This is a genomic window from Oerskovia gallyi (assembly GCF_014836745.1).
Taxonomy (GTDB): Bacteria; Actinomycetota; Actinomycetes; order Actinomycetales; family Cellulomonadaceae; genus Oerskovia; species Oerskovia paurometabola.
This window is the reverse complement of record NZ_JACSQE010000008.1, coordinates 166,738-184,721: the sequence shown is the minus strand read 5'-3', so window position 1 is coordinate 184,721 and position 17,984 is coordinate 166,738. Positions and strand designations below refer to the sequence as shown.

The 17,984-nt window shown below is 70.6% G+C and carries 14 protein-coding genes; 6 read left to right on the top strand and 8 right to left on the bottom strand.

The window, feature by feature from the left end; all coding sequences use genetic code 11:
- Positions 1–17 precede the first annotated feature (17 nt).
- Positions 18–1,370, top strand: coding sequence for an ATP-binding protein (locus tag H9640_RS11735; protein WP_191790877.1), 1,353 nt, complete (start codon positions 18–20; stop codon positions 1,368–1,370).
- Here the strand turns inward: H9640_RS11735 and H9640_RS11730 are convergent.
- On the bottom strand, positions 1,367–1,987 hold the full coding sequence (locus H9640_RS11730) for a GtrA family protein (RefSeq protein WP_191790876.1): 621 nt from the start codon (positions 1,985–1,987) through the stop codon (positions 1,367–1,369). The genes H9640_RS11735 and H9640_RS11730 overlap by 4 nt on opposite strands.
- Positions 1,988–2,088: 101 nt before the next feature.
- On the opposite strand from H9640_RS11730, the gene H9640_RS11725 reads away from it, so the two are divergent.
- Together H9640_RS11725 and purE are read left to right on the top strand one after the other, a co-directional pair.
- Positions 2,089–3,369, top strand: coding sequence for a 5-(carboxyamino)imidazole ribonucleotide synthase (locus tag H9640_RS11725; RefSeq protein WP_191790875.1), 1,281 nt, complete (start codon positions 2,089–2,091; stop codon positions 3,367–3,369).
- Between the two features lie 3 nt (positions 3,370–3,372).
- A complete protein-coding gene (gene purE / locus H9640_RS11720; protein ID WP_191790874.1) occupies positions 3,373–3,915 on the top strand; it encodes a 5-(carboxyamino)imidazole ribonucleotide mutase in 543 nt (180 codons plus the stop codon).
- 89 nt (positions 3,916–4,004) lie between these two features.
- Here the strand turns inward: purE and H9640_RS19175 are convergent, their stop codons facing one another.
- The 7 genes from H9640_RS19175 to H9640_RS11685 form a co-directional block, all read right to left on the bottom strand.
- Entirely contained in the window at positions 4,005–4,922 is a 918-nt protein-coding gene (locus H9640_RS19175) for an LCP family protein (RefSeq protein ID WP_318243757.1), read from the bottom strand.
- A 1,055-nt stretch (positions 4,923–5,977) separates the two neighbouring features.
- Complete coding sequence (gene rfbB, locus H9640_RS11710; protein ID WP_191790872.1) at positions 5,978–6,973, bottom strand: dTDP-glucose 4,6-dehydratase; 996 nt, start codon at positions 6,971–6,973, stop codon at positions 5,978–5,980.
- 135 nt (positions 6,974–7,108) lie between these two features.
- Positions 7,109–8,368: an ABC transporter ATP-binding protein gene (locus tag H9640_RS11705; RefSeq protein WP_191790871.1), complete on the bottom strand. Its 1,260-nt coding sequence runs from the start codon at positions 8,366–8,368 to the stop codon at positions 7,109–7,111.
- Positions 8,368–9,225 (bottom strand): ABC transporter permease, encoded by an 858-nt coding sequence (locus H9640_RS11700; RefSeq protein ID WP_225227074.1) that lies wholly within the window; start codon positions 9,223–9,225, stop codon positions 8,368–8,370. The genes H9640_RS11705 and H9640_RS11700 overlap by 1 nt, the downstream gene beginning before the upstream one ends.
- 117 nt (positions 9,226–9,342) lie before the next feature.
- Positions 9,343–10,857, bottom strand: a complete 1,515-nt coding sequence (locus tag H9640_RS19650) for a glycosyltransferase family 4 protein (RefSeq protein WP_191790869.1) — start codon at positions 10,855–10,857, stop codon at positions 9,343–9,345.
- Entirely contained in the window at positions 10,854–12,392 is a 1,539-nt protein-coding gene (locus tag H9640_RS11690) for a glycosyltransferase (protein ID WP_191790868.1), read from the bottom strand. Before H9640_RS11690 ends, H9640_RS19650 begins: the two co-directional genes overlap by 4 nt.
- On the bottom strand, positions 12,389–13,351 hold the full coding sequence (locus H9640_RS11685) for an FkbM family methyltransferase (protein WP_191790867.1): 963 nt from the start codon (positions 13,349–13,351) through the stop codon (positions 12,389–12,391). The genes H9640_RS11690 and H9640_RS11685 overlap by 4 nt, the downstream gene beginning before the upstream one ends.
- Before the next feature lie 106 nt (positions 13,352–13,457).
- On the opposite strand from H9640_RS11685, the gene H9640_RS11680 reads away from it, so the two are divergent.
- The 3 genes from H9640_RS11680 to H9640_RS11670 are packed head-to-tail and all read left to right on the top strand — an operon-like array spanning position 13,458 to position 17,906.
- Positions 13,458–14,444: a GDP-mannose 4,6-dehydratase gene (locus H9640_RS11680; protein WP_191790866.1), complete on the top strand. Its 987-nt coding sequence runs from the start codon at positions 13,458–13,460 to the stop codon at positions 14,442–14,444.
- A gap of 4 nt (positions 14,445–14,448) precedes the next feature.
- On the top strand, positions 14,449–15,423 hold the full coding sequence (locus tag H9640_RS11675; protein WP_191790865.1) for a GDP-mannose 4,6-dehydratase: 975 nt from the start codon (positions 14,449–14,451) through the stop codon (positions 15,421–15,423).
- Positions 15,424–15,449: 26 nt separating this feature from the next.
- The gene (locus H9640_RS11670; protein ID WP_307824185.1) at positions 15,450–17,906 is read left to right on the top strand and encodes a glycosyltransferase; all 2,457 of its coding nucleotides are present in this window, start codon (positions 15,450–15,452) and stop codon (positions 17,904–17,906) included.
- Positions 17,907–17,984: the final 78 nt, after the last annotated feature.

Below are 17,984 nucleotides of genomic sequence, written 5' to 3'. Positions count from 1 at the left end.
GAGCGAAGGAGTAGGGCGTGCGTCGACGCGTGCTGCAGGCGACGGTCGCGGCCGTCGCCGTCGCCGTCCTGCTCCTGGGGTTTCCCCTCGCCTTCCTCGGCGCGCAGTTCGTGCTCGCCAACGAGAAGGCCCAGCTCCAGGGACGGGTGGACACGCTCGCCCGGAACATCGACGCCCGGCTCTCGCAGAACGAGCCGATCCCGCAGTCGGTCCTCGACAACGCGTCCGAGGGGCGCCCGGGCGAGCTGCCCGCGTACGTCTTCGTCAACCTGCCCGACGGCGAGCACATGACCGCGGGCGAGGTCATCTCCGGACGGGTCAACGAGGCCGCGGACCGGACGGACCAGAACGCGACCGTGGCCCTGACCACGTCGTTCGCCGACAGCTACTGGAACGCCGCGAAGATCGTCCTGCTCGTCGTCGCGGCCTCGGTCGTCGCCTTCGCGGCAGGCATCGCGATGGCCGTGTGGCAGGCCAACCGGCTGTCGGCGCCGCTGGTGTACCTCGCCGCCTCGGCCGAGCAGCTCGGGTCCGGCCAGGTCCGACCCCGGCTCGAGCTCTCCGGGGTCGAGGAGATCGATCTCGTGGCCGCCGAGCTCGCGCGCAGCTCCGACCGCCTCGCCGGACGTCTGGCCGCCGAGCGCCAGTTCGCCTCCGACGCCTCGCACCAGCTCCGGACGCCCTTGACCGCGCTGAGCATGCGGCTCGAGGAGATCTCGATGGCCTCCGACGACCCGGAGATCCAGGAGGAGGCGCGCATCTCGCTCGAGCAGGTCGAGCGCCTCGTCACGGTCGTCGACGACCTGCTCACGCAGTCGCGTCGCGCACAGGGCGGCACGACCGAGGCCGTCCGCCTGATCGACGTGGTGCACCAGCAGGAGGAGGAGTGGGTCCCCACGTTCGCCAAGGCCGGTCGCCGGCTCGTGGTCGACGTGCCCGACGGCTACCAGGTCCTCGCGACCCCCGGCGCTCTCGCGCAGGTGCTGGCCACCCTCATCGAGAACTCGCTCAAGCACGGTGCGGGCACCACGACCGTGCGTGCCCGACCGAGCGGGACCAGCGGCGCCGTCGCGATCGAGGTCGGTGACGAGGGCGAGGGGGTCTCCGACGAGATGGCCTCGCGCGTCTTCGAGCGCGGCGCGACCTCGGGAGCGGGGACGGGGCTCGGGCTGGCTCTCGCCCGTGACCTCGCCGCGGCCGACGGGGGCCGGCTCGAGCTGGCCCAGCGTCGCCCGCCGATCTTCGCGCTCTTCCTCGCGGGCGTGCCCCGCACGCTCGACCCGCGGATCGTGCTGCCCACCGGGACCACGATCTCGGCGTCCGGGGCGCGCAAGCGGCGCCGCAGGCGCGGGCGGGACGCCGAGAGCTAGGCCTTGTCGGAAGGGTTGCCCGTCGCGACCGGGTCAGGGACAGGGAAAGGGGTGGCGGCGAGCGTCGCGGCCCCGTCGAGCGGACGGGGCCCGACCCCCGCGCCCGTGAACACGACACGTCGGTAGGCGACGTAGCGGAACACGTTCGCCAGTGCGAGACCGACCCCGTTCGCCGCGACGTTCTCCGCGAGGGGGGACGTCAGCCCGAGGACGTCGGTCGTGAACGCGAGCACGCCGAGCGAGATGGCCATGCCCGCGGCGTTGACCAGCAGGAAGGTCAGCAGCTCGCGGCCGTGGCGGCTCGTGCGGCGGTCGGAGAAGGTCCAGTAGCGGCTGCCGAGCCACGACACGACCGTCGCGACGCCCACGGCGATCGCCTTGGCCTCGAGCGGGCTCGCGCTCAACGCTTCCCAGGGGCCGAAGCGCAGCAGGTTGAACAGCCCGAGATCCACGAAGAAGGCGACGGTTCCCACGAAGCTGAACCGGCCCAGCTCTGCCAGGCGCGCGACGACGCGCGTCCGACGTCGGGCGGCGTCGGACGCGAGGCGGGCGGCGGCCCCGACGGGGACGGGCGCCCGGACGGGGCTGAGCGAGAGCTCGTCGACCTGGCTGGACATGGTCGGCAGGGTACGCCGTGGACCTGGGAAAGATTGCCAGGAGCAACCGCCGGGTGGGACGGGTCGTCCGACGGTCGGTCGAGCGACTACCCTCGGTACACGTGTCAGCACCAGTGATCGCCGTTGTCGGAGGCGGGCAGCTCGCCCGCATGATGGCCCCTGCGGCCGGTGAGCTCGGGGTGCACCTACGGGTGCTCGTCGAGGCTCCCGGGACGTCGGCGGCCCAGGTGGTGACCGACGCCCCGGTGGGATCGGCCACCGACGAGGTCGCGATCCGAGACCTCATCGCACCGACGGACGGCAGGGCCCCGGCCGACGTCCTCACGTTCGAGCACGAGCACGTGCCCAACGACCTGCTGACCGACCTCATCGAGCACGGCACCCCCGTGCGGCCCGCGCCGCACGCCCTGGTCCAGGCGCAGGACAAGATCGTGATGCGCCGCCGGCTCACCGAGCTCGGCGCGCCGTGCCCACGCTGGGCCCCGCTGCCCGTCGACCCCGAGCAGGGGCACGCGACGCTCGCCGGCTTCCTCGCCGAGGTCGGCGGCGAGGCTGTGGTCAAGACGTCGCGCGGCGGCTACGACGGCAAGGGCGTGCGCGTCGTGACCTCGGCCGACGAGGCCGCCGACTGGCTCGCCGCCGCGGCAGCGGGCGGCCCACAGCTCCTCGTCGAGGAGAAGGTCCCGTTCACCCGTGAGCTCGCGGTCCTGGTCGCGCGGCGCCCGAGCGGCGAGGTCCGCACGTGGCCCGTCGTCGAGTCGATCCAGCGCGACGGCGTCTGCGCCGAGGTGATCGCCCCCGCCCCCGACCTGACGGACGCCGAGGCCCGCGAGGCGCGCCAGGTGGCCGTCGCGATCGCCGAGGGGCTCGACGTCACCGGCGTCCTCGCGGTCGAGATGTTCGAGGTCGCTGATGGCGCTGTCGGCGCTGACGGCCCCGTCGACGCCCTGGGCGCCGCCGGCTCGGCGGACGGTCGCCCCGCCCGCCGCGTCCTGGTCAACGAGCTCGCGATGCGCCCGCACAACTCCGGTCACTGGACCATCGACGGCGCGGTCACGAGCCAGTTCGAGCAGCACCTGCGCGCCGTCCTCGACCTGCCGCTCGGCGACACGTCGCCCACGGCCCCGTGGACGGTCATGGCCAACGTGCTCGGGTCGAGCCTGCCCGCCCTCACCGACGCGCTGCCCGGGGTCCTGGGCGCGTTCCCCGACGCGCGCGTCAACCTGTACGGCAAGGACGTCCGCCCGGGCCGCAAGCTCGCCCACGTGAACGTGAGCGGCCACGACCTGGGCGAGGTCCGCCGTCGGGCGCTGGGCGCGGCCGCGCTGCTGCGCGGCGAACCCCTCCCCGAGAACCGCACCACCGACGAGACGAAGGCCTGAGACATGACCGAGAGCACGCCCACGGTGGGCATCGTGATGGGATCCGACTCCGACTGGCCCGTGATGCAGGAGGCCGCGGCCGCGCTGCGCGAGTTCGGCGTGGCGATCGAGGTCGACGTCGTCTCGGCCCACCGCATGCCCACCGAGATGATCGACTACGGGCGCAGCGCCGCCGAGCGCGGGCTGCGCGTGATCGTCGCGGGTGCCGGGGGAGCCGCGCACCTGCCGGGCATGCTCGCGGCCGTCACACCCCTGCCGGTCATCGGCGTGCCCGTGCCGCTGCGCCACCTCGACGGCATGGACTCGCTCCTGTCGATCGTGCAGATGCCCGCGGGCGTGCCCGTCGCGACCGTCTCGATCGGGGGCGCGCGCAACGCAGGCCTGCTCGCCGTGCGCATCCTCGCCTCGGGCACGGACGACGCCGCAGCGCGCCTGCGCGAGAAGATGGTCGCCTTCCAGGAGGCCCTGAGCGAGCAGGCGCACGCCAAGGGGGCCGCACTGCGCGCCACGGTCGCCGGAGAGCGCCGCACGGGCTTCGGGGCGTAAGCGCCCCAGCACCACGAGAAGGGCCCGCACCGAGGAACGGTGCGGGCCCTTCTCGCTGCCGTGCGGGACGGCGCCGACGTCGACTGCGGCTACGACTGGGGCAGGCCGCCCACGACGCCCGCGGGCAGCTTCCCGTCGCGCAGGTCCGCCCAGAACGCCGGGCTCAGGTCGGGATCGAGACGCACCGTCGAACCGACCCCGCCAGGACGGTAGTCCGGGTCGGAGATAGGTGGCGTGCCGGTGACGCCGTCAGGGCCGTTCGCGGCCCGGAAGGCCAGCGCGAGCTTCCCGAGGTCGACGATGCCCGTCTTCTCGTCGACCTCGAGGGCACCGATACCGGCACCGAGCAGCGAGACCTGGTCCCCAGGGCGCACGAGCAGGCTCGCGTCGACGGCCTTCTGGCTCACCGCCCCGATGACCTGCCGCTGGCGCTCCCCACGGCCGATGTCGCCCTTGGGGTCGGAGTAGCGCATGCGGGCGAACGCCAGGGCCGTCGTGCCGTCCGCGTCGTGACACCCGGCAGTCCAGACGAGCCCGCTGTTGGGATCGTTGACGTCGTAGTCGAGGCACAGCTCGACGCCGCCCACGGCGTTGACCACGTTCGAGACGCCGCCCAGGCCGATCTCGACGAAGTGGTCCACCGTCAGCCCGGTCAGCCCTTCGACGGTCTGGACGAGGAGCGGTGCCCCGCCCCACGAGTACGCCGCGTTGAGCTTGGCGGGCCCCCTGCCGGGAACCTCGACGAACGAGTCGCGCGGGAGGCTGATGAGGGCGGCGGGGCCGCTCGCCGGCTTGTGCAGGATCATGATCGTGTCGGTCCTGGCGCCCTCCGTGCCGTCCTCGGCGATGCCGTCACCGCCGCGCGCGTCGGAACCCGCGAGGAGGTAGGTGGTTCCCGCGGTCCCCGAAGCACCCGAGAGAGCATCGACGTGCTGGATCTTGCCGTTGGCCCACACGAGCAGGCCGACCGGCCAGGCGATGAGCAGGACGAGGGCCAGGACGCCCACCGTCGTGGCGAGGCGTCGTCCCCGCCGGCGGCCCCGCGGGCCGCCGGCCGTGACCGGTGGGCGCGTGGACGGCGGGCGCGTCCCGGGCGGCGAGCCGGTGGGGCGCGTCGACGGTCGGGCCCCGCGGGGCGCCGACGGGCGCGAGGCTGCGGCGGCCGGTCGAGAGGGCGCCCCGGGCTGCTGCTGTGCGCCCCCCACTGCCTGCGCCGGTGACCGGGGACGGGTGGTCCTGCCGTGAGCCGGGGGGACCGACGGGGGCGCGGCGCTCTCGGTGGACGTCTGCGACCGGGCACCCGCGCCGCGGCGGGCGTCCGAGGAACCCACAGGGCGCGCCGGAGGGGCAGGAGGCGGAGTCCCCGGCCGTGACGGCGGGGCGGCGGCGGTGCGCGACGACTGGCGCTTGATCCGCGGCTCCGAGGTGAGCGGGACGTCCGGAGCGAGCGGCTCGACAGGGCGACCGGCCGACCGGGGTGTGCCGTCGGACCCGACCGCGATCGCGTCGTTGGCGCTGGGGGGCCTGCCTGCACGCCCTGTCTGGGGCGTGAAGCTCGGGGGCCTGGTCCGGCCCGAGGGAGACTCGTCGTGGGACATGGCGGCCTCAACCAGCCACGTGAGCGACGACGTCGAGCAGGACGGACCGGGGGAGCCGGTGGGCGTCCGGACGCGAGACGGACATGGGGACGATGATGCCACTCGTGCCACGGGTCGGGCGGCAGGAGAGGCGGACACGCCCGGACCGGGTGAGATCGCGCCCTCGACGGTTCGTGCCCACCCGCCGCGACGGCGCGACGACCGGGACCGCGCACGTGGGGGTCCTTGCCGTCGAGCCGGGCGAGAGACAGCTACGAGAGGTCACGGTTCAAGAGCATAGGACGAAGCCCGTCCCGCGCGGAGGGGTCCGGGAGGTTGCCGCGTGGAGGTCTCGTAGAGACACCCGTCGAACCGTGCCGCCCCGGCGCGGAGCGGGCTCCACGAGGGCTGGCGAGAGAGGCCGCGGCTGGCGGGGCGGGCCGACGGGCGGTACGCCGACGTGGCGCCCGCCAGCCCGCTCCTCGCTACTGACCGACCTTCGCGTACTTCGCCTCGGTCTCGGCCTTGGCAGCGCGCCACCAGGACTCGTTCGCCCGGTACCAGTCCACCGTGGCCTCGAGGCCCTGACGGAAGTCCGTGTAGCGAGGGGTCCAGCCCAGCTCGTCACGCAGCTTGGAGGAGTCGATCGCGTAGCGCAGGTCGTGGCCAGGACGGTCCGCGACGTGGTCGAAGTCGTCGGGGGTGCGCCCGAAGATCTCGAGGAGGGTCTGGACGACCTCGAGGTTGTTCTTCTCGCCGTCGGCACCGATCAGGTAGGTCTCACCGGCTCGCCCGGCGTCGATGATGGCCCAGACGGCCGAGTTGTGGTCCTCGACGTGGATCCAGTCGCGGACGTTCTGGCCGGCGCCGTACAGGCGCGGGCGGATGCCGTCGATCAGGTTCGTGACCTGGCGCGGGATGAACTTCTCGATGTGCTGGTACGGGCCGTAGTTGTTCGAGCAGTTCGAGATGGTCGCCTGGATCCCGAAGGACCGCGCCCAGGCACGGACGAGCAGGTCGCTCGACGCCTTGGTCGACGAGTACGGGCTCGACGGGTTGTACGGCGTCGAGGCCGTGAACCGCTCCGGGTCGTCCAGCTCGAGGTCGCCGTACACCTCGTCCGTCGAGATGTGGTGGTACCGGGTGCCGTGCTTGCGCACGGCCTCCAGGAGAGTGAAGGTCCCGATCACGTTCGTCTGCACGAACGGCGACGGGTCGTCCAGCGAGTTGTCGTTGTGCGACTCGGCCGCGAAGTGGACGACGAGGTCGCTCGCACCGACGAGACGGTCGACGAGCTCGGCGTCCGAGACGTCCCCCTTGACGAAGGTGATCCGGTCGGCGACGGGCGCGAGCGACGAGAGGTCACCTGCGTAGGTGAGCGCATCGAGCACCGTCACCTCGACGTCAGGACGCTCGCGGACGGTCTGGTGGACGAAGTTGGAGCCGATGAAACCGGCTCCGCCGGTGACGAGAAGACGCATGGGTGATTCCTCCTGGCGGGTGCAATGCCCTCATACCCTAGCCGTTGGTGCTCGCCGGAGGTTCCGGCGGGCGCGACGCACGACGCCCCGGTGCCCGCTCCGAAGAGCGGGCACCGGGGCGTCGACGACGTGGGGTCAGACCGTGGACGCCCCGACCGTGCTGTCCTGCCCGGAGAGGACCTGGGCGTTCGTCCAGGTGACGCCGACGGACCGCCCGTCGGCCACGACCGAGAGCTGGACCGCGTCGCGCAGCCGGTGGAGCTCGGAGCCGGCAGCGTTCGTCACGGCGCCGTGCAGCGCATAGCTTCCCTCACCGATGTGGAGGTCGGGCAGCAGGAACTCCACCCGGTGCGTGCCCTCGAGACGCGGCAGCGGGACACCCAGCAGCTTGGTGTTGGTCCCGTACACGTTGACCCCGAGCGCCGTGTCGATACCGATCCCGACGATCGCTCCCGAGATCGGGGTGCTCGCCTCGACCGTGACGGCCACCACGACGTCGGTCGCGGGGGAGATCTCGGAGACGGGGCTCCCGTCGGGCGAGAAGAGCCCGACCGACTGGACGACGGCGCGCTCGACAGCGTGCGCCGGCTCGTCCTCGACCTTGGTGGACTGCTCCGCCTCCTGGATCCTGATCTGCTCGCGCTCGATGTCCTCCTGGCGGATCTGGTCGAACTCGCTGCGCAGCGTCCGCAGGGCCTCCCGGGGAGCCCCGTCCGCGATGACCGCCCCGCTCTCGAGCACCACGGCGCGGTCGCACAGGTCGGCGACCTGGTCGAGCGAGTGGCTCACGAAGATGATCGTGCGCCCGTCGTGCTGGAACTGACGGATGCGGTCCATGCACTTGCGCTGGAACGGCTCGTCACCGACGGCCAGGACCTCGTCCACGAGGAGGATGTCCGGGTCGACGTGCACGGCCACGGCGAAGGCGAGCCGGACGTACATTCCCGAGGAGTAGAACTTCACCTGGGTGTCGATGAACTTCTCGATGCCGGAGAAGTCGACGATCGCGTCGAAGTAGCTGTCCGTCTGCTCCCTGGACAGCCCGAGGATCGAGGCGTTGAGATAGACGTTCTCCCGCCCCGTCAGGTCCGGGTGGAAACCCGCACCCAGCTCGAGCAGGGCAGCGAGACGTCCGCGGATGCTGACCGTGCCCGACGTCGGCTGGAGGATCCCGCCGATCATCTTGAGCAACGTGCTCTTGCCCGAACCGTTCGGCCCGACGAGTCCGACCGTGGAACCGGACGTGATGTCGAGGTCGACGTCACGCAGGGCCCAGAAGTCGTCCTTGTGCTTGTTGGAACGGCCGAAGTTGACGAGTCGCTCCTTGAGCGACTTCTCCTTGCGGATGACGAATCTCTTCGAGATGTTGTCGACCCGGACGACGGTGGTGCTCATCACAGCTCCTGTGCGAAGTTGCTCTGCAAACGGGAGAAGACGCGCTGCCCGATCCAGAGGAGGACGATCGAGATCCCGAGCGTGATGAGCAGGCGCACACCGAGGTCGTCGGGCATCGGCTGTCCGTCGCCAGCCACCCAGAAGGCGCGCTGGAAGGCGAAGATCACCTGGGTCATCGGGTTCGACGCATAGATGTTCTGCACGAGCTCCGACGAGACCTGGGACGTGATCTGGCTCCACGAGTAGACGATCGGCGACGCCCAGAAGGCGAGCATCAGCACGATCTCCACGAGGTACTGGACGTCACGAAGATAGACGTTGACCGCGGACAGGATGAGGGCGAGCGCGCTCGCGAAGGTCACGAGGACCGAGAACCCCAGGATGAAGTAGAGCCAGCGCTCGCCCGTCGGGAACTGACCGCGGATCGCGGTGAACCCCAGGAGGATGACCAGCTGGATCCCGAAGTTGAAGAGTGCCGAGCCGACGACGCTGAGGGGGAAGACCTCGCGCGGGACGTAGACCTTCTTGATCAGGCCCGAGTTGACGACGATCGAGCCCGTGCCGGTCGAGACGATGTCCGAGAACAGCTGCCACGCCGTCAGGCCGGTGAAGATGTAGATCGCGAACTCGGGGATGTTCCGCTCGGCTCCGAGGAACTTGCCGATGGCGACCCAGTACACGAGCAGGAGCGCGATCGGACGTGCCAGGCTCCAGAAGAAGCCCAGGATGCTGTCCTTGTAGCGAGCCTTGATCTCTCGGCGGACGAGGAGCCCCACGAGCTCACGGTGCGAGAAGATGTCCCGGAGGGACTGCAGGGTTCCACCGAAGATGCCCGAACGCGGGCCAGCGGGACGCATCGGTTGGGTTGCAAGAGCGGACGCTCTAGCGTCACGCAGGTCGTCCATCGTTCTCCTGATCATGGTGGTCTAGGCATGAGGGCCTGAGGGGCAACAATACCCGCCAGGCGTAGCGCCCTAGGCCGTCGGGGGACGGCCCTCGATGAGATAGGCCCAGAGCTCCGCGGCGTAGTCGTCCCACGTGCGCCGAGGGCGTGCGAGTGCCGCGACGCTCAGCTCGCCCAGCTGCTCGTCGTCCAGGAGGAGCGTGCGCATCGCGTCGGCGATCGCCCGGTCGTCGTGCGGGTCGACGACGAGCGCACCCCCGTCGGCGGCGATCTCGGCCATGCTCCCGAAGTCCGACGTGATGGCCGGGGTCCCCACCGCGAGGGACTCGGCGACAGGCAGCCCGAACCCTTCGTTGAGCGAGGGGAAGACGGAGAACCGGGCGAGACGGTAGGCCGCCCAGAGCTGGTCGTCGGAGATCTTGCTGGCCGCCTCGACCGGTCGACCGATCGAGCGGAGCTCGTGAAGACGACGCTGGAAGCTCTCGCCGTTCCACGAGTTCCCGCCGATGAACGTGAGGCTGAAGGCATGGCCCTCGCGCCACAGCAGCTCGGCGGCGTGCAGGATCGCGAGGTGGTTCTTCCGCGGCTCGTGGCTGCCGACGACCAGGACCAGCGGCCAGGTGCCGACCGTGAACCGCAACCGGGCGGCCTCGATGTCGGCCGGCGTGGACTCGACCGCCTCGACCGGCAGCACGACCGGCGTGATCTCCGGACCGGCGATGCCGGTCGCGGCGAGCATCATGCGCCAGCCCTCGTACTCGGTCGCAGCGGCACCGGAGATCGGCGCGAGCCGCACCCCGTGCCGGAGCGCGGCCAGGCTGCGGGCGAATGCGTCGCTCATGCCCGGGCTGGTCGTGTCGCCCGACGTGACCGGGATGAGGTCGAACCCGACCGCGCTCAGAGGGCTCCGCGAGTAGAGCGCCAGCGCACGAAGGCGGCCGGTCCGCTCCTCCTCCGCCGCGAGCTCCGGCACGACGTAGCGAGCGTTCCACGGCACGACCACCGACGGCTCTGCCGTCGACGGGAGGTCCTCGTCCGCCGCCTCGGCCCGGAGGATCCGGTCGAGCTCTACGGGGGTCAGGTCCCGGACCGCGTCGAAGTCCTGCGTCCACGACACCGGCAGGACGTCGTGCTCGCGCAGCCACCGCCGGGTGGTCTCCCGCACGACGCGCTGGATCCCGGTCATGAGCGTCGTCGACGCGGTGTGCGCGACGTCCACGACGACCGTGCCGGTCACGACCCGCACGGCCCACCCGGCGCTCTCGTCGGTCGTCTCCTCGACGATCGTGCGCACGACGACATGGCTGTCGAACTCGGCCTCGCGTGCTGTCTCGACGACCGTGTGCACCTCGGGAAGGCGTCCTGTGAGGACCGTGATCGCCAGCCACACCTGAGCGTGGTCACGGATGTCGACGAGCTCGCCGAGCACCCGCTCGAAGGACTCGAGAGACCAGGGGGCCACCGAGGGAGCCGGTCGCTCGAGCGCCGTCGCGAGCAGCGGCAGGCGCGAGCGCCAGGCGTCGACGTGGGTCTGCGGGGCGGCCGACGACCTCGTGGCGCCCGACGGGCGTCGGAAGATGGTCACGTGGGGTCCTCAGCTGTCTCGTCGGTCATGAAGTACTGCCAGAGCTCGCGGGCGTAGTCGTCCCAGGTACGGCGCGGGCGCCGGCGGGCCTCGAGGGCGAGCCGTTCGCGCAGGTTGGCGTCCGTGACGAGCGCGCGGAGCTTCTCGGTCACGTCGTCGTCGTCCCGGGGATCCACGAGCAGGCAACCACCGTGCTGGGCGATCTCGGCCTGGCTCCCGAACGACGAGGTCAGGACGGGGGTACCGACCGACAGCGCCTCGGAGACGGGCAGGCCGTAGCCCTCGTGGAGCGAGATGAAGGCGACGACGTCGGCCGACGAGAGCTCTTCCCAGAGCTCCTCCTCCGAGACCCGGCCGAGCGGCGTGAACGGGTGACCGTGCTCCGTCAACCGGTCCATCGCGGCACTGACGACGTCGTCGGACCAGCCTGCGGAGCCCATCATCCGCAGCTCGAAGTCCAGGCCCGAGTGCCACAGCCGCTCGGCGGCGTGGAGCAGGGTCCGCTGGTTCTTGTGCAGCTCGCGCGTGCCGGGTACCAGGACGACCGGTCGGGAGTTCCCGGGTCGCGGCTCGGTCGAGTGCGTCGACGGCGGCGACGACTCCGGCAGGAGCACCTCGCGAACCTCTGGGCCGGCGATGCCCTGAGCCCCCAGCGCGTGGACGAATCCGCCGTACTCGGTCGCGGCGGACGCGCTGATGCCCGCGACGCGAGCGGAGTGCTTGACCACCGTGAGCTGCGCCGCGGCGACGGTCGCGTCGGAGAAGGGACGCATGTCGGCGCTCGTGATGGGGATGAGGTCGTAGCCGATCAGCATGACGCGGTTGCCCGACCAGCGGGCGAGAGCGGTCATGACCGACGAGGCCCCGGGGCTGGGGACGTCGGGGAGGACCACGGCCGTCCGCCACGGCACGACGAGACGATGGCGGAAGGCCAGCTCCTCGGCGAGATCGGTCACGGAGTCCTTGCCGAAGCGCAGCACCCGAGCTCGCTCACGCGGGGCGAGGGCACGGAACGCTGTGGACTCGTCGATCCACGCGACCGGGGTGATCCGGTGGGACTCGTCCCACCTCGGGAGCGTCTCGCGGACCACCCGGTGGATGCCGGTGTGGAGGTCGTTCCGGGCCGAGTAGTCCACCTCGACGACCGGGTGGTCGGTGACCACGGTCATCTCGAGGTCCGGTCGCGCCTCGGCGTCGTCGAGCGCAAGGGTCAGGAGGGTCGTCTCGACCGTGGCGCTCGCGCCCGGGTCGAGGTCCAGGAGCCGGGCCAGCGCGAGGAACTCGTCGGGTGACGGGAACCGTCCGCGGACCGCCGTCAGGAGCAGCCAGGCGACCTCATCACCCCCGGGGCCGCGGCACGCCGTGACCAGCGCGGGCAGGATCTCGGCGCTCGCCTGGCCCGGGCGAGCGGGCGTCCCGTCGAGCACGGGCACCTCCGGGCCCAGGACCGCGTGCGCTGCGGCGAGGAGCCGCTGGTCGAGGGCTTCCAGACGCTCCCGGGCGGCGGGGGGCAACGAGTACTGCTGGTCCCTCATCGGGCCGTCTTGAGTCGGGAGCCGATACGCCGGACGAGCCGGAGCGGCCTGGTGACCCGCCACGAGAGGGTGTGTCGCATCGCCTCCATCTCCGCGAGCACCGCCTGGTCCGCAGACCTGTCGGCGTCGCGGCTCGCCTGGGCGGCCGCGACGGCCGCCCACTGGTCGAGGGCGGTCTGTCGCCAGTGGAGCAGCTGACGCGTGAGGTCGTCGAGCTCGGCGGTCCGCTCGTTGATCTCGATGCGGGCGTCGATCAGGATGTGGTTGACGAAGCGGTCGAGCGCGCACGCCGGGTACTGGAGCTTCGCCTTGAGCTCGGCGGCGTGCTCCTGCGCGACGTAGAAGCGGGAGACCCCGTCGAAGAGGCAGAACTCGTACCCTGCGGCCAGGAGGTTCGGCTCCCACTCCGTGTGGGAGGGCGTCGTGGAGTTCGGCAGGGTCGCCTCGACGACCACGACCCACGGTCGCCAGACCGTGAGGTCGATGCTCCGCAGCGCGTCGGCCTCGGCCCCCTCCACGTCGATCAGGAGGAAGTGCACGTCCTTCTCGGCGTATCCGTGCGCGGCAAGGAGGTCGTCGAGCCGGGTGGTCTTCACGACGATGTCCACGTGCTCGATGCCCGCGGCCTCGTGCTGCTCGCTGATGCTGTCGTCGAGCGTCGACAGCCCCGTGTCGGGGATGACGTGGAGAGTGATCTCCTCGACGTCCTCCGAGGTGATGGCCGCCTGGACCTGGATGTCGCGCGGGCGGCTCTCGCGATGGAGCTCCGCGAAGTACTCGACGGGTTCGACGGTGATCCCCGACCAGCCGCGATCGTAGAACGCGCGCGTGACCGAGTCGTGCGTGGGGTGGTTGGCTCCGACCTCGACGTAGCGTCCGTCGGTGACCGACTGGAGCGCTCGCCACAGGACGACGTCCTCGCCGTTCTGGGCATAGGAGATGAAGGGTGCGTCCGGCATGGCGCCATGGTAGCGGTCGGGTGGAGAGACCGGACACATCGCCTGTGAGCGGCCGTCTCCGGGTAGGGTGACCTGGTCCTATTCTGTCGACTCTCTTCGAGGAAATATGCCACGCGCGCTGATCACCGGTATCACCGGCCAGGATGGCCTGTACTTGTCCGAGCTCCTGCTCAGCAAGGGCTACGAGGTCTACGGCCTCATCCGCGGCCAGAACAACCCCAAGCTGGATCTCGTGCGTGAGACGGTCCCCGACGTCAAGCTCATCACGGGTGACCTCACGGACCTGTCCTCGCTCATCCGTGCGCTCGAGGTGTCCAAGCCTGACGAGGTCTACAACCTCGGGGCCATCTCGTTCGTCGCGTACTCGTGGGAGAACGCGATGCTGACGAGCGAGGTGACCGGCAAGGCGGTCCTGAACATCCTCGAGGCCGTGCGCCTGTACTCGCACGACGACCCGAGCCGCGTGCGCTTCTACCAGGCCTCCAGCTCGGAGATGTTCGGCAAGGTCCAGCAGGTGCCTCAGCGTGAGTCGACGCTCCTGTGGCCTCGCTCGCCGTACGGTGTCGCCAAGGTCTTCGGGCACTACATGACGATCAACTACCGCGAGTCCTACGGGATGCACGCGTCGAGCGGCATCCTGTTCAACCACGAGTCGCCGCGCCGTGGACCCGAGTTCGTGACGCGCAAGATCTCGCAGGCCGTCGCCCGGATCAAGCTCGGTCTGCAGGACGAGCTGGTGCTGGGCAACCTCGACGCCAAGCGCGACTGGGGCTTCGCCGGTGACTACGTCGAGGCGATGTGGCTCATGCTCCAGCAGCCGGAGGCCGACGACTACGTCATCGCGACCGGCGAGACGCACTCGATCAGCGAGTTCCTGGACTCCGCCTTCGCGCACGTGGGCATCGAGGACTGGTCGGGCTACGTCAAGCAGGACCCCCGCTTCATGCGTCCCGCAGAGGTGGACCTGCTCATCGGTGACCCCGCCAAGGCGCAGGAGACCCTGGGGTGGGAGCGTAAGGTCGACTTCCCCGGGCTCGTGTCCATGATGGTGGAGAACGACCTGCGCGAGCAGTCCGTCCTGGTCGGTCGGTGAGCCGATGACCGTCGCTCTCGTCACAGGACTCACCGGGCAGGACGGCTCGTACCTCGCTGACCGGTTGGTGCGCGAGGGGGCCGAGGTCCACGGGTTCGTCCGGCCGGGAGCGGCGGTCACGGAGCGCGCGCCGTCAGCAGGCGTGCAGGTTCATGAGATCGACCTTCGTGAGCACGCCCGCATGCAGGACCTGCTGTCCGAGATCGCACCGGACGAGGTGTACAACCTCGGTGGCATCAGCTCGGTCGCCTACTCGTGGGACCACCCGGTCGACACGGGTCTGGTCAGCGGGATCGGCGCCGTCACGCTCTTCGAGGCGGCCCATCGGTCCCAGGAGCGTTCGGGGCGCACCGTCCGCGTCGTGCAGGCCTCGAGCGCGGAGATCTTCGGGACTCCGGACCGCACACCTCAGGACGAGGGCACGACGATCCGTCCTGTCTCGCCCTACGGTGCCGCGAAGGCCTACGCGCACCAGATGGCCGCCGTGTTCCGGTCCAGGGGCCTGGGTGTCTCGAGCTGCGTCCTGTACAACCACGAGTCCCCTCGGCGTCCGGAGACCTTCGTCACCCGGAAGATCACCGCGGGCGCAGCTCGTATCGCGGCGGCGGGTGGAGGGGTCCTGGCCCTGGGCAACCTCGACGCACGACGTGACTGGGGATGGGCGCCCGACTACGTCGACGCCCTCGTGCGGGCCGCCCGGCACCATGAGGCCGACGACTTCGTCGTGGCGACCGGTGAGGCGCACTCCGTCGAGGAGTTCGTCCGTCTCGCGTTCGCCGCCGCGGGCGTCGAGGACTGGGAGTCGCACGTCGAGATCGACCCGCGCTTCGTGCGCCCGGTCGACACCGCCGTCCAGGTGGGTGACGCGTCGAAGGCCCGTGAGGTGCTGGGCTGGAGCCCGACGACCAGCTTCAGGGAGATCATCGAGAAGATGGTCGAGAACGATCTAGCAGAGATTCACGGAGAGGCCGCACGATGAGAGAACCGACTGTCCACGAGGGGGTCGTGTCAGTCGTCCTTGTCAACTACAAGGGTGCCGAGGACACGATCACGTGCTTGAAGTCCTTCGACGACGTCGACTGGCCGGCTGAGCGCCTCGAGCTCATCGTCATCGACAACGACTCGCAGGACGGGAGCGCGGAACGGATCGCTGCCGCGGTTCCCCGTGCCAAGGTGATCGAGTCGGGGGGGAACCTCGGGTTCGCCGGTGGGTGCAACCTCGGCGTGGAGCACGCGACCGGCGAGTATGTCGGCTTCATCAACAACGACGCCCGCCCTGGGCCGCAGTGGATCTCCGCCGCGGTCGAGGCGATGTCAGCCGACGACACGATCGGGGCGGTCGCCTCGAAGGTGCTGGACTGGGACGGCAACCTGATCGACTACGTCGACGGGTCGCTCACCTGGTACGGGATGGGCTACAAGCGCGAGGCGGAGTGGCCCGACTCGCCCGACTACGACACCCCCAAGGACGTTCTCTTCGGGACCGGCGCGGCGATGTTCGTGCCGACGCGGCTCTACCGCGAGATCGGCGGGTTCGACGAGCGCTTCTTCATGTTCTACGAGGACGTCGACCTCGGCTGGCGCCTCAACCTGCTCGGGTACCGGGTGCGCTACGTGCCCGAGTCGCTCGCGTACCACCGTCACCACGTGACGATGAAGAAGTTCGGCAACTACCGCGAGTCGTACCTGCTCGAGCGCAACGCGCTGCTCTCGATGTACAAGAACCTCGACGACGAGTCGCTCGCCCGTGCGCTCCCTGCCGCGATGGCGCTGTCCGTGCGGCGCTCGCTCGCACGGACCGGGACGGACGCGTCGTCGCTCGACCTCCAGCGGTCGCCCGGCGGTGACGACGTGCCGACGATCGAGATCGAGAAGATGGCCCTGACCGGGCCCTACGCGATCGACTACTTCGTCGACCAGCTCCCGAGCCTGGCCGAGAGCCGCAAGGAGCTCCAGGCGATGCGTCGTCGCTCGGACCGCGAGCTCTTCCCGCTGTTCAGGCACGCCATCGAGCCTGCCTACGCGATCGAGAGCTATCTCACGGCGCACAAGGACCTGGTCGAGGCCTTCGGCATCGATACCCACTTCGTGTCCCGGCAGCGCATCCTCGTCGTCACGGGCGAGCCGCTCCTGGAGCGGATGGCGGGCCCCGCGATCCGGGCGTGGGAGATCGCGAAGGCGCTCGCCCCGACCGGTGAGGTCCGGCTCCTGTCGACCGCCGGAGCCCGCGTCACCTCGGACGCCTTCGAGGTCGTCCACGCGTCGGGTCGCGCGCTGCGTGCCCAGACCGACTGGGCAGACGTGATCGTCTTCCAGGGCTTCCTCCTGGAAGGGGCGCCGTGGCTCAAGGAGAGCTCGAAGATCCTCGTGGCGGACGTCTACGACCCCATGCACCTCGAGCAGCTCGAGCAGGCTCGCGACCTGGGACCTGCGGGGCGTGCGACCTCCATCCGCGACACCACGCGGGTCCTCAACGAGCAGCTGCGCCGGGCCGACTACGTGCTGTGCGCCTCGACCAAGCAGCGTGACTTCTGGCTCGGGCAGCTCGCCGGCCAGGGGCGCATCAACGCGGCCGTCTACGACGAGGACGAGAGCCTCGACTCGCTCATCGGGGTGGTCCCGTTCGGGATCGCCGACGAGAAGCCCGTCCAGCACAAGCACGCGATCAAGGGCACCGTCCCGGGGATCGGGCCGGACGACAAGGTCATCCTCTGGGGTGGCGGCGTGTACAACTGGTTCGACCCGCTGACCCTGGTCCGTGCGGTGGACCGCCTCCGGGTGGCCCACCCCGAGGTCCGGCTCTACTTCCTGGGGCTCAAGCACCCGAACCCCGGGGTGCCGGACATGAGGATCGCGTGGGAGCTCAAGCAGCTCTCCGACGAGCTCGGCCTGACCGGCACGCACGTCTTCTTCAACGAGGGGTGGGTGCCCTACAACGAGCGGGCGGACTACCTGCTCGACGCCGACCTGGGCGTCTCGACGCACTTCCACCACGTGGAAACGGCCTACAGCTTCAGGACCCGCATCCTCGACTACCTCTGGGCGTCCTTGCCCATCGTGGCGACGAGCGGGGACACGTTCGGGTCGTTGATCACGGAGAACGGTCTGGGAGCGGTCGTCCCGCCGGAGGACCCCGAGGCGCTCGAAGCAGCGCTCGAGAAGTACCTCTACGACGACGCGGCGATCGCCGCGGCCCGGGCCAACGTCGTCGAGTTCGCCGAGGGATACCGGTGGTCCTCGGTGCTGGCACCCCTGGTCGACTTCTGCAGGTTCCCCCGACGGGCCGCCGACCTCGCGGTCGAGCTCGACGAGCCGGTGTCGGTGGCCGAGCAGTTCCGTCGCCCGGGGGGGATCAAGGCGGACATCGGTCTCGCACGCGACTACCTGCGGGCGGGAGGCTTCGGCGAGGTCGCTCGCCGTGCGCGTGGTCGGGTGCGGCGGGTCATCGGGTCCGGGGCCTGACGGTCCCTGCCCCTGACGGTTCCTGCCCCTGAGGGCGCCGGCACACCTGTGCCGGCACCCGCACCCCGCCGGAGGAGT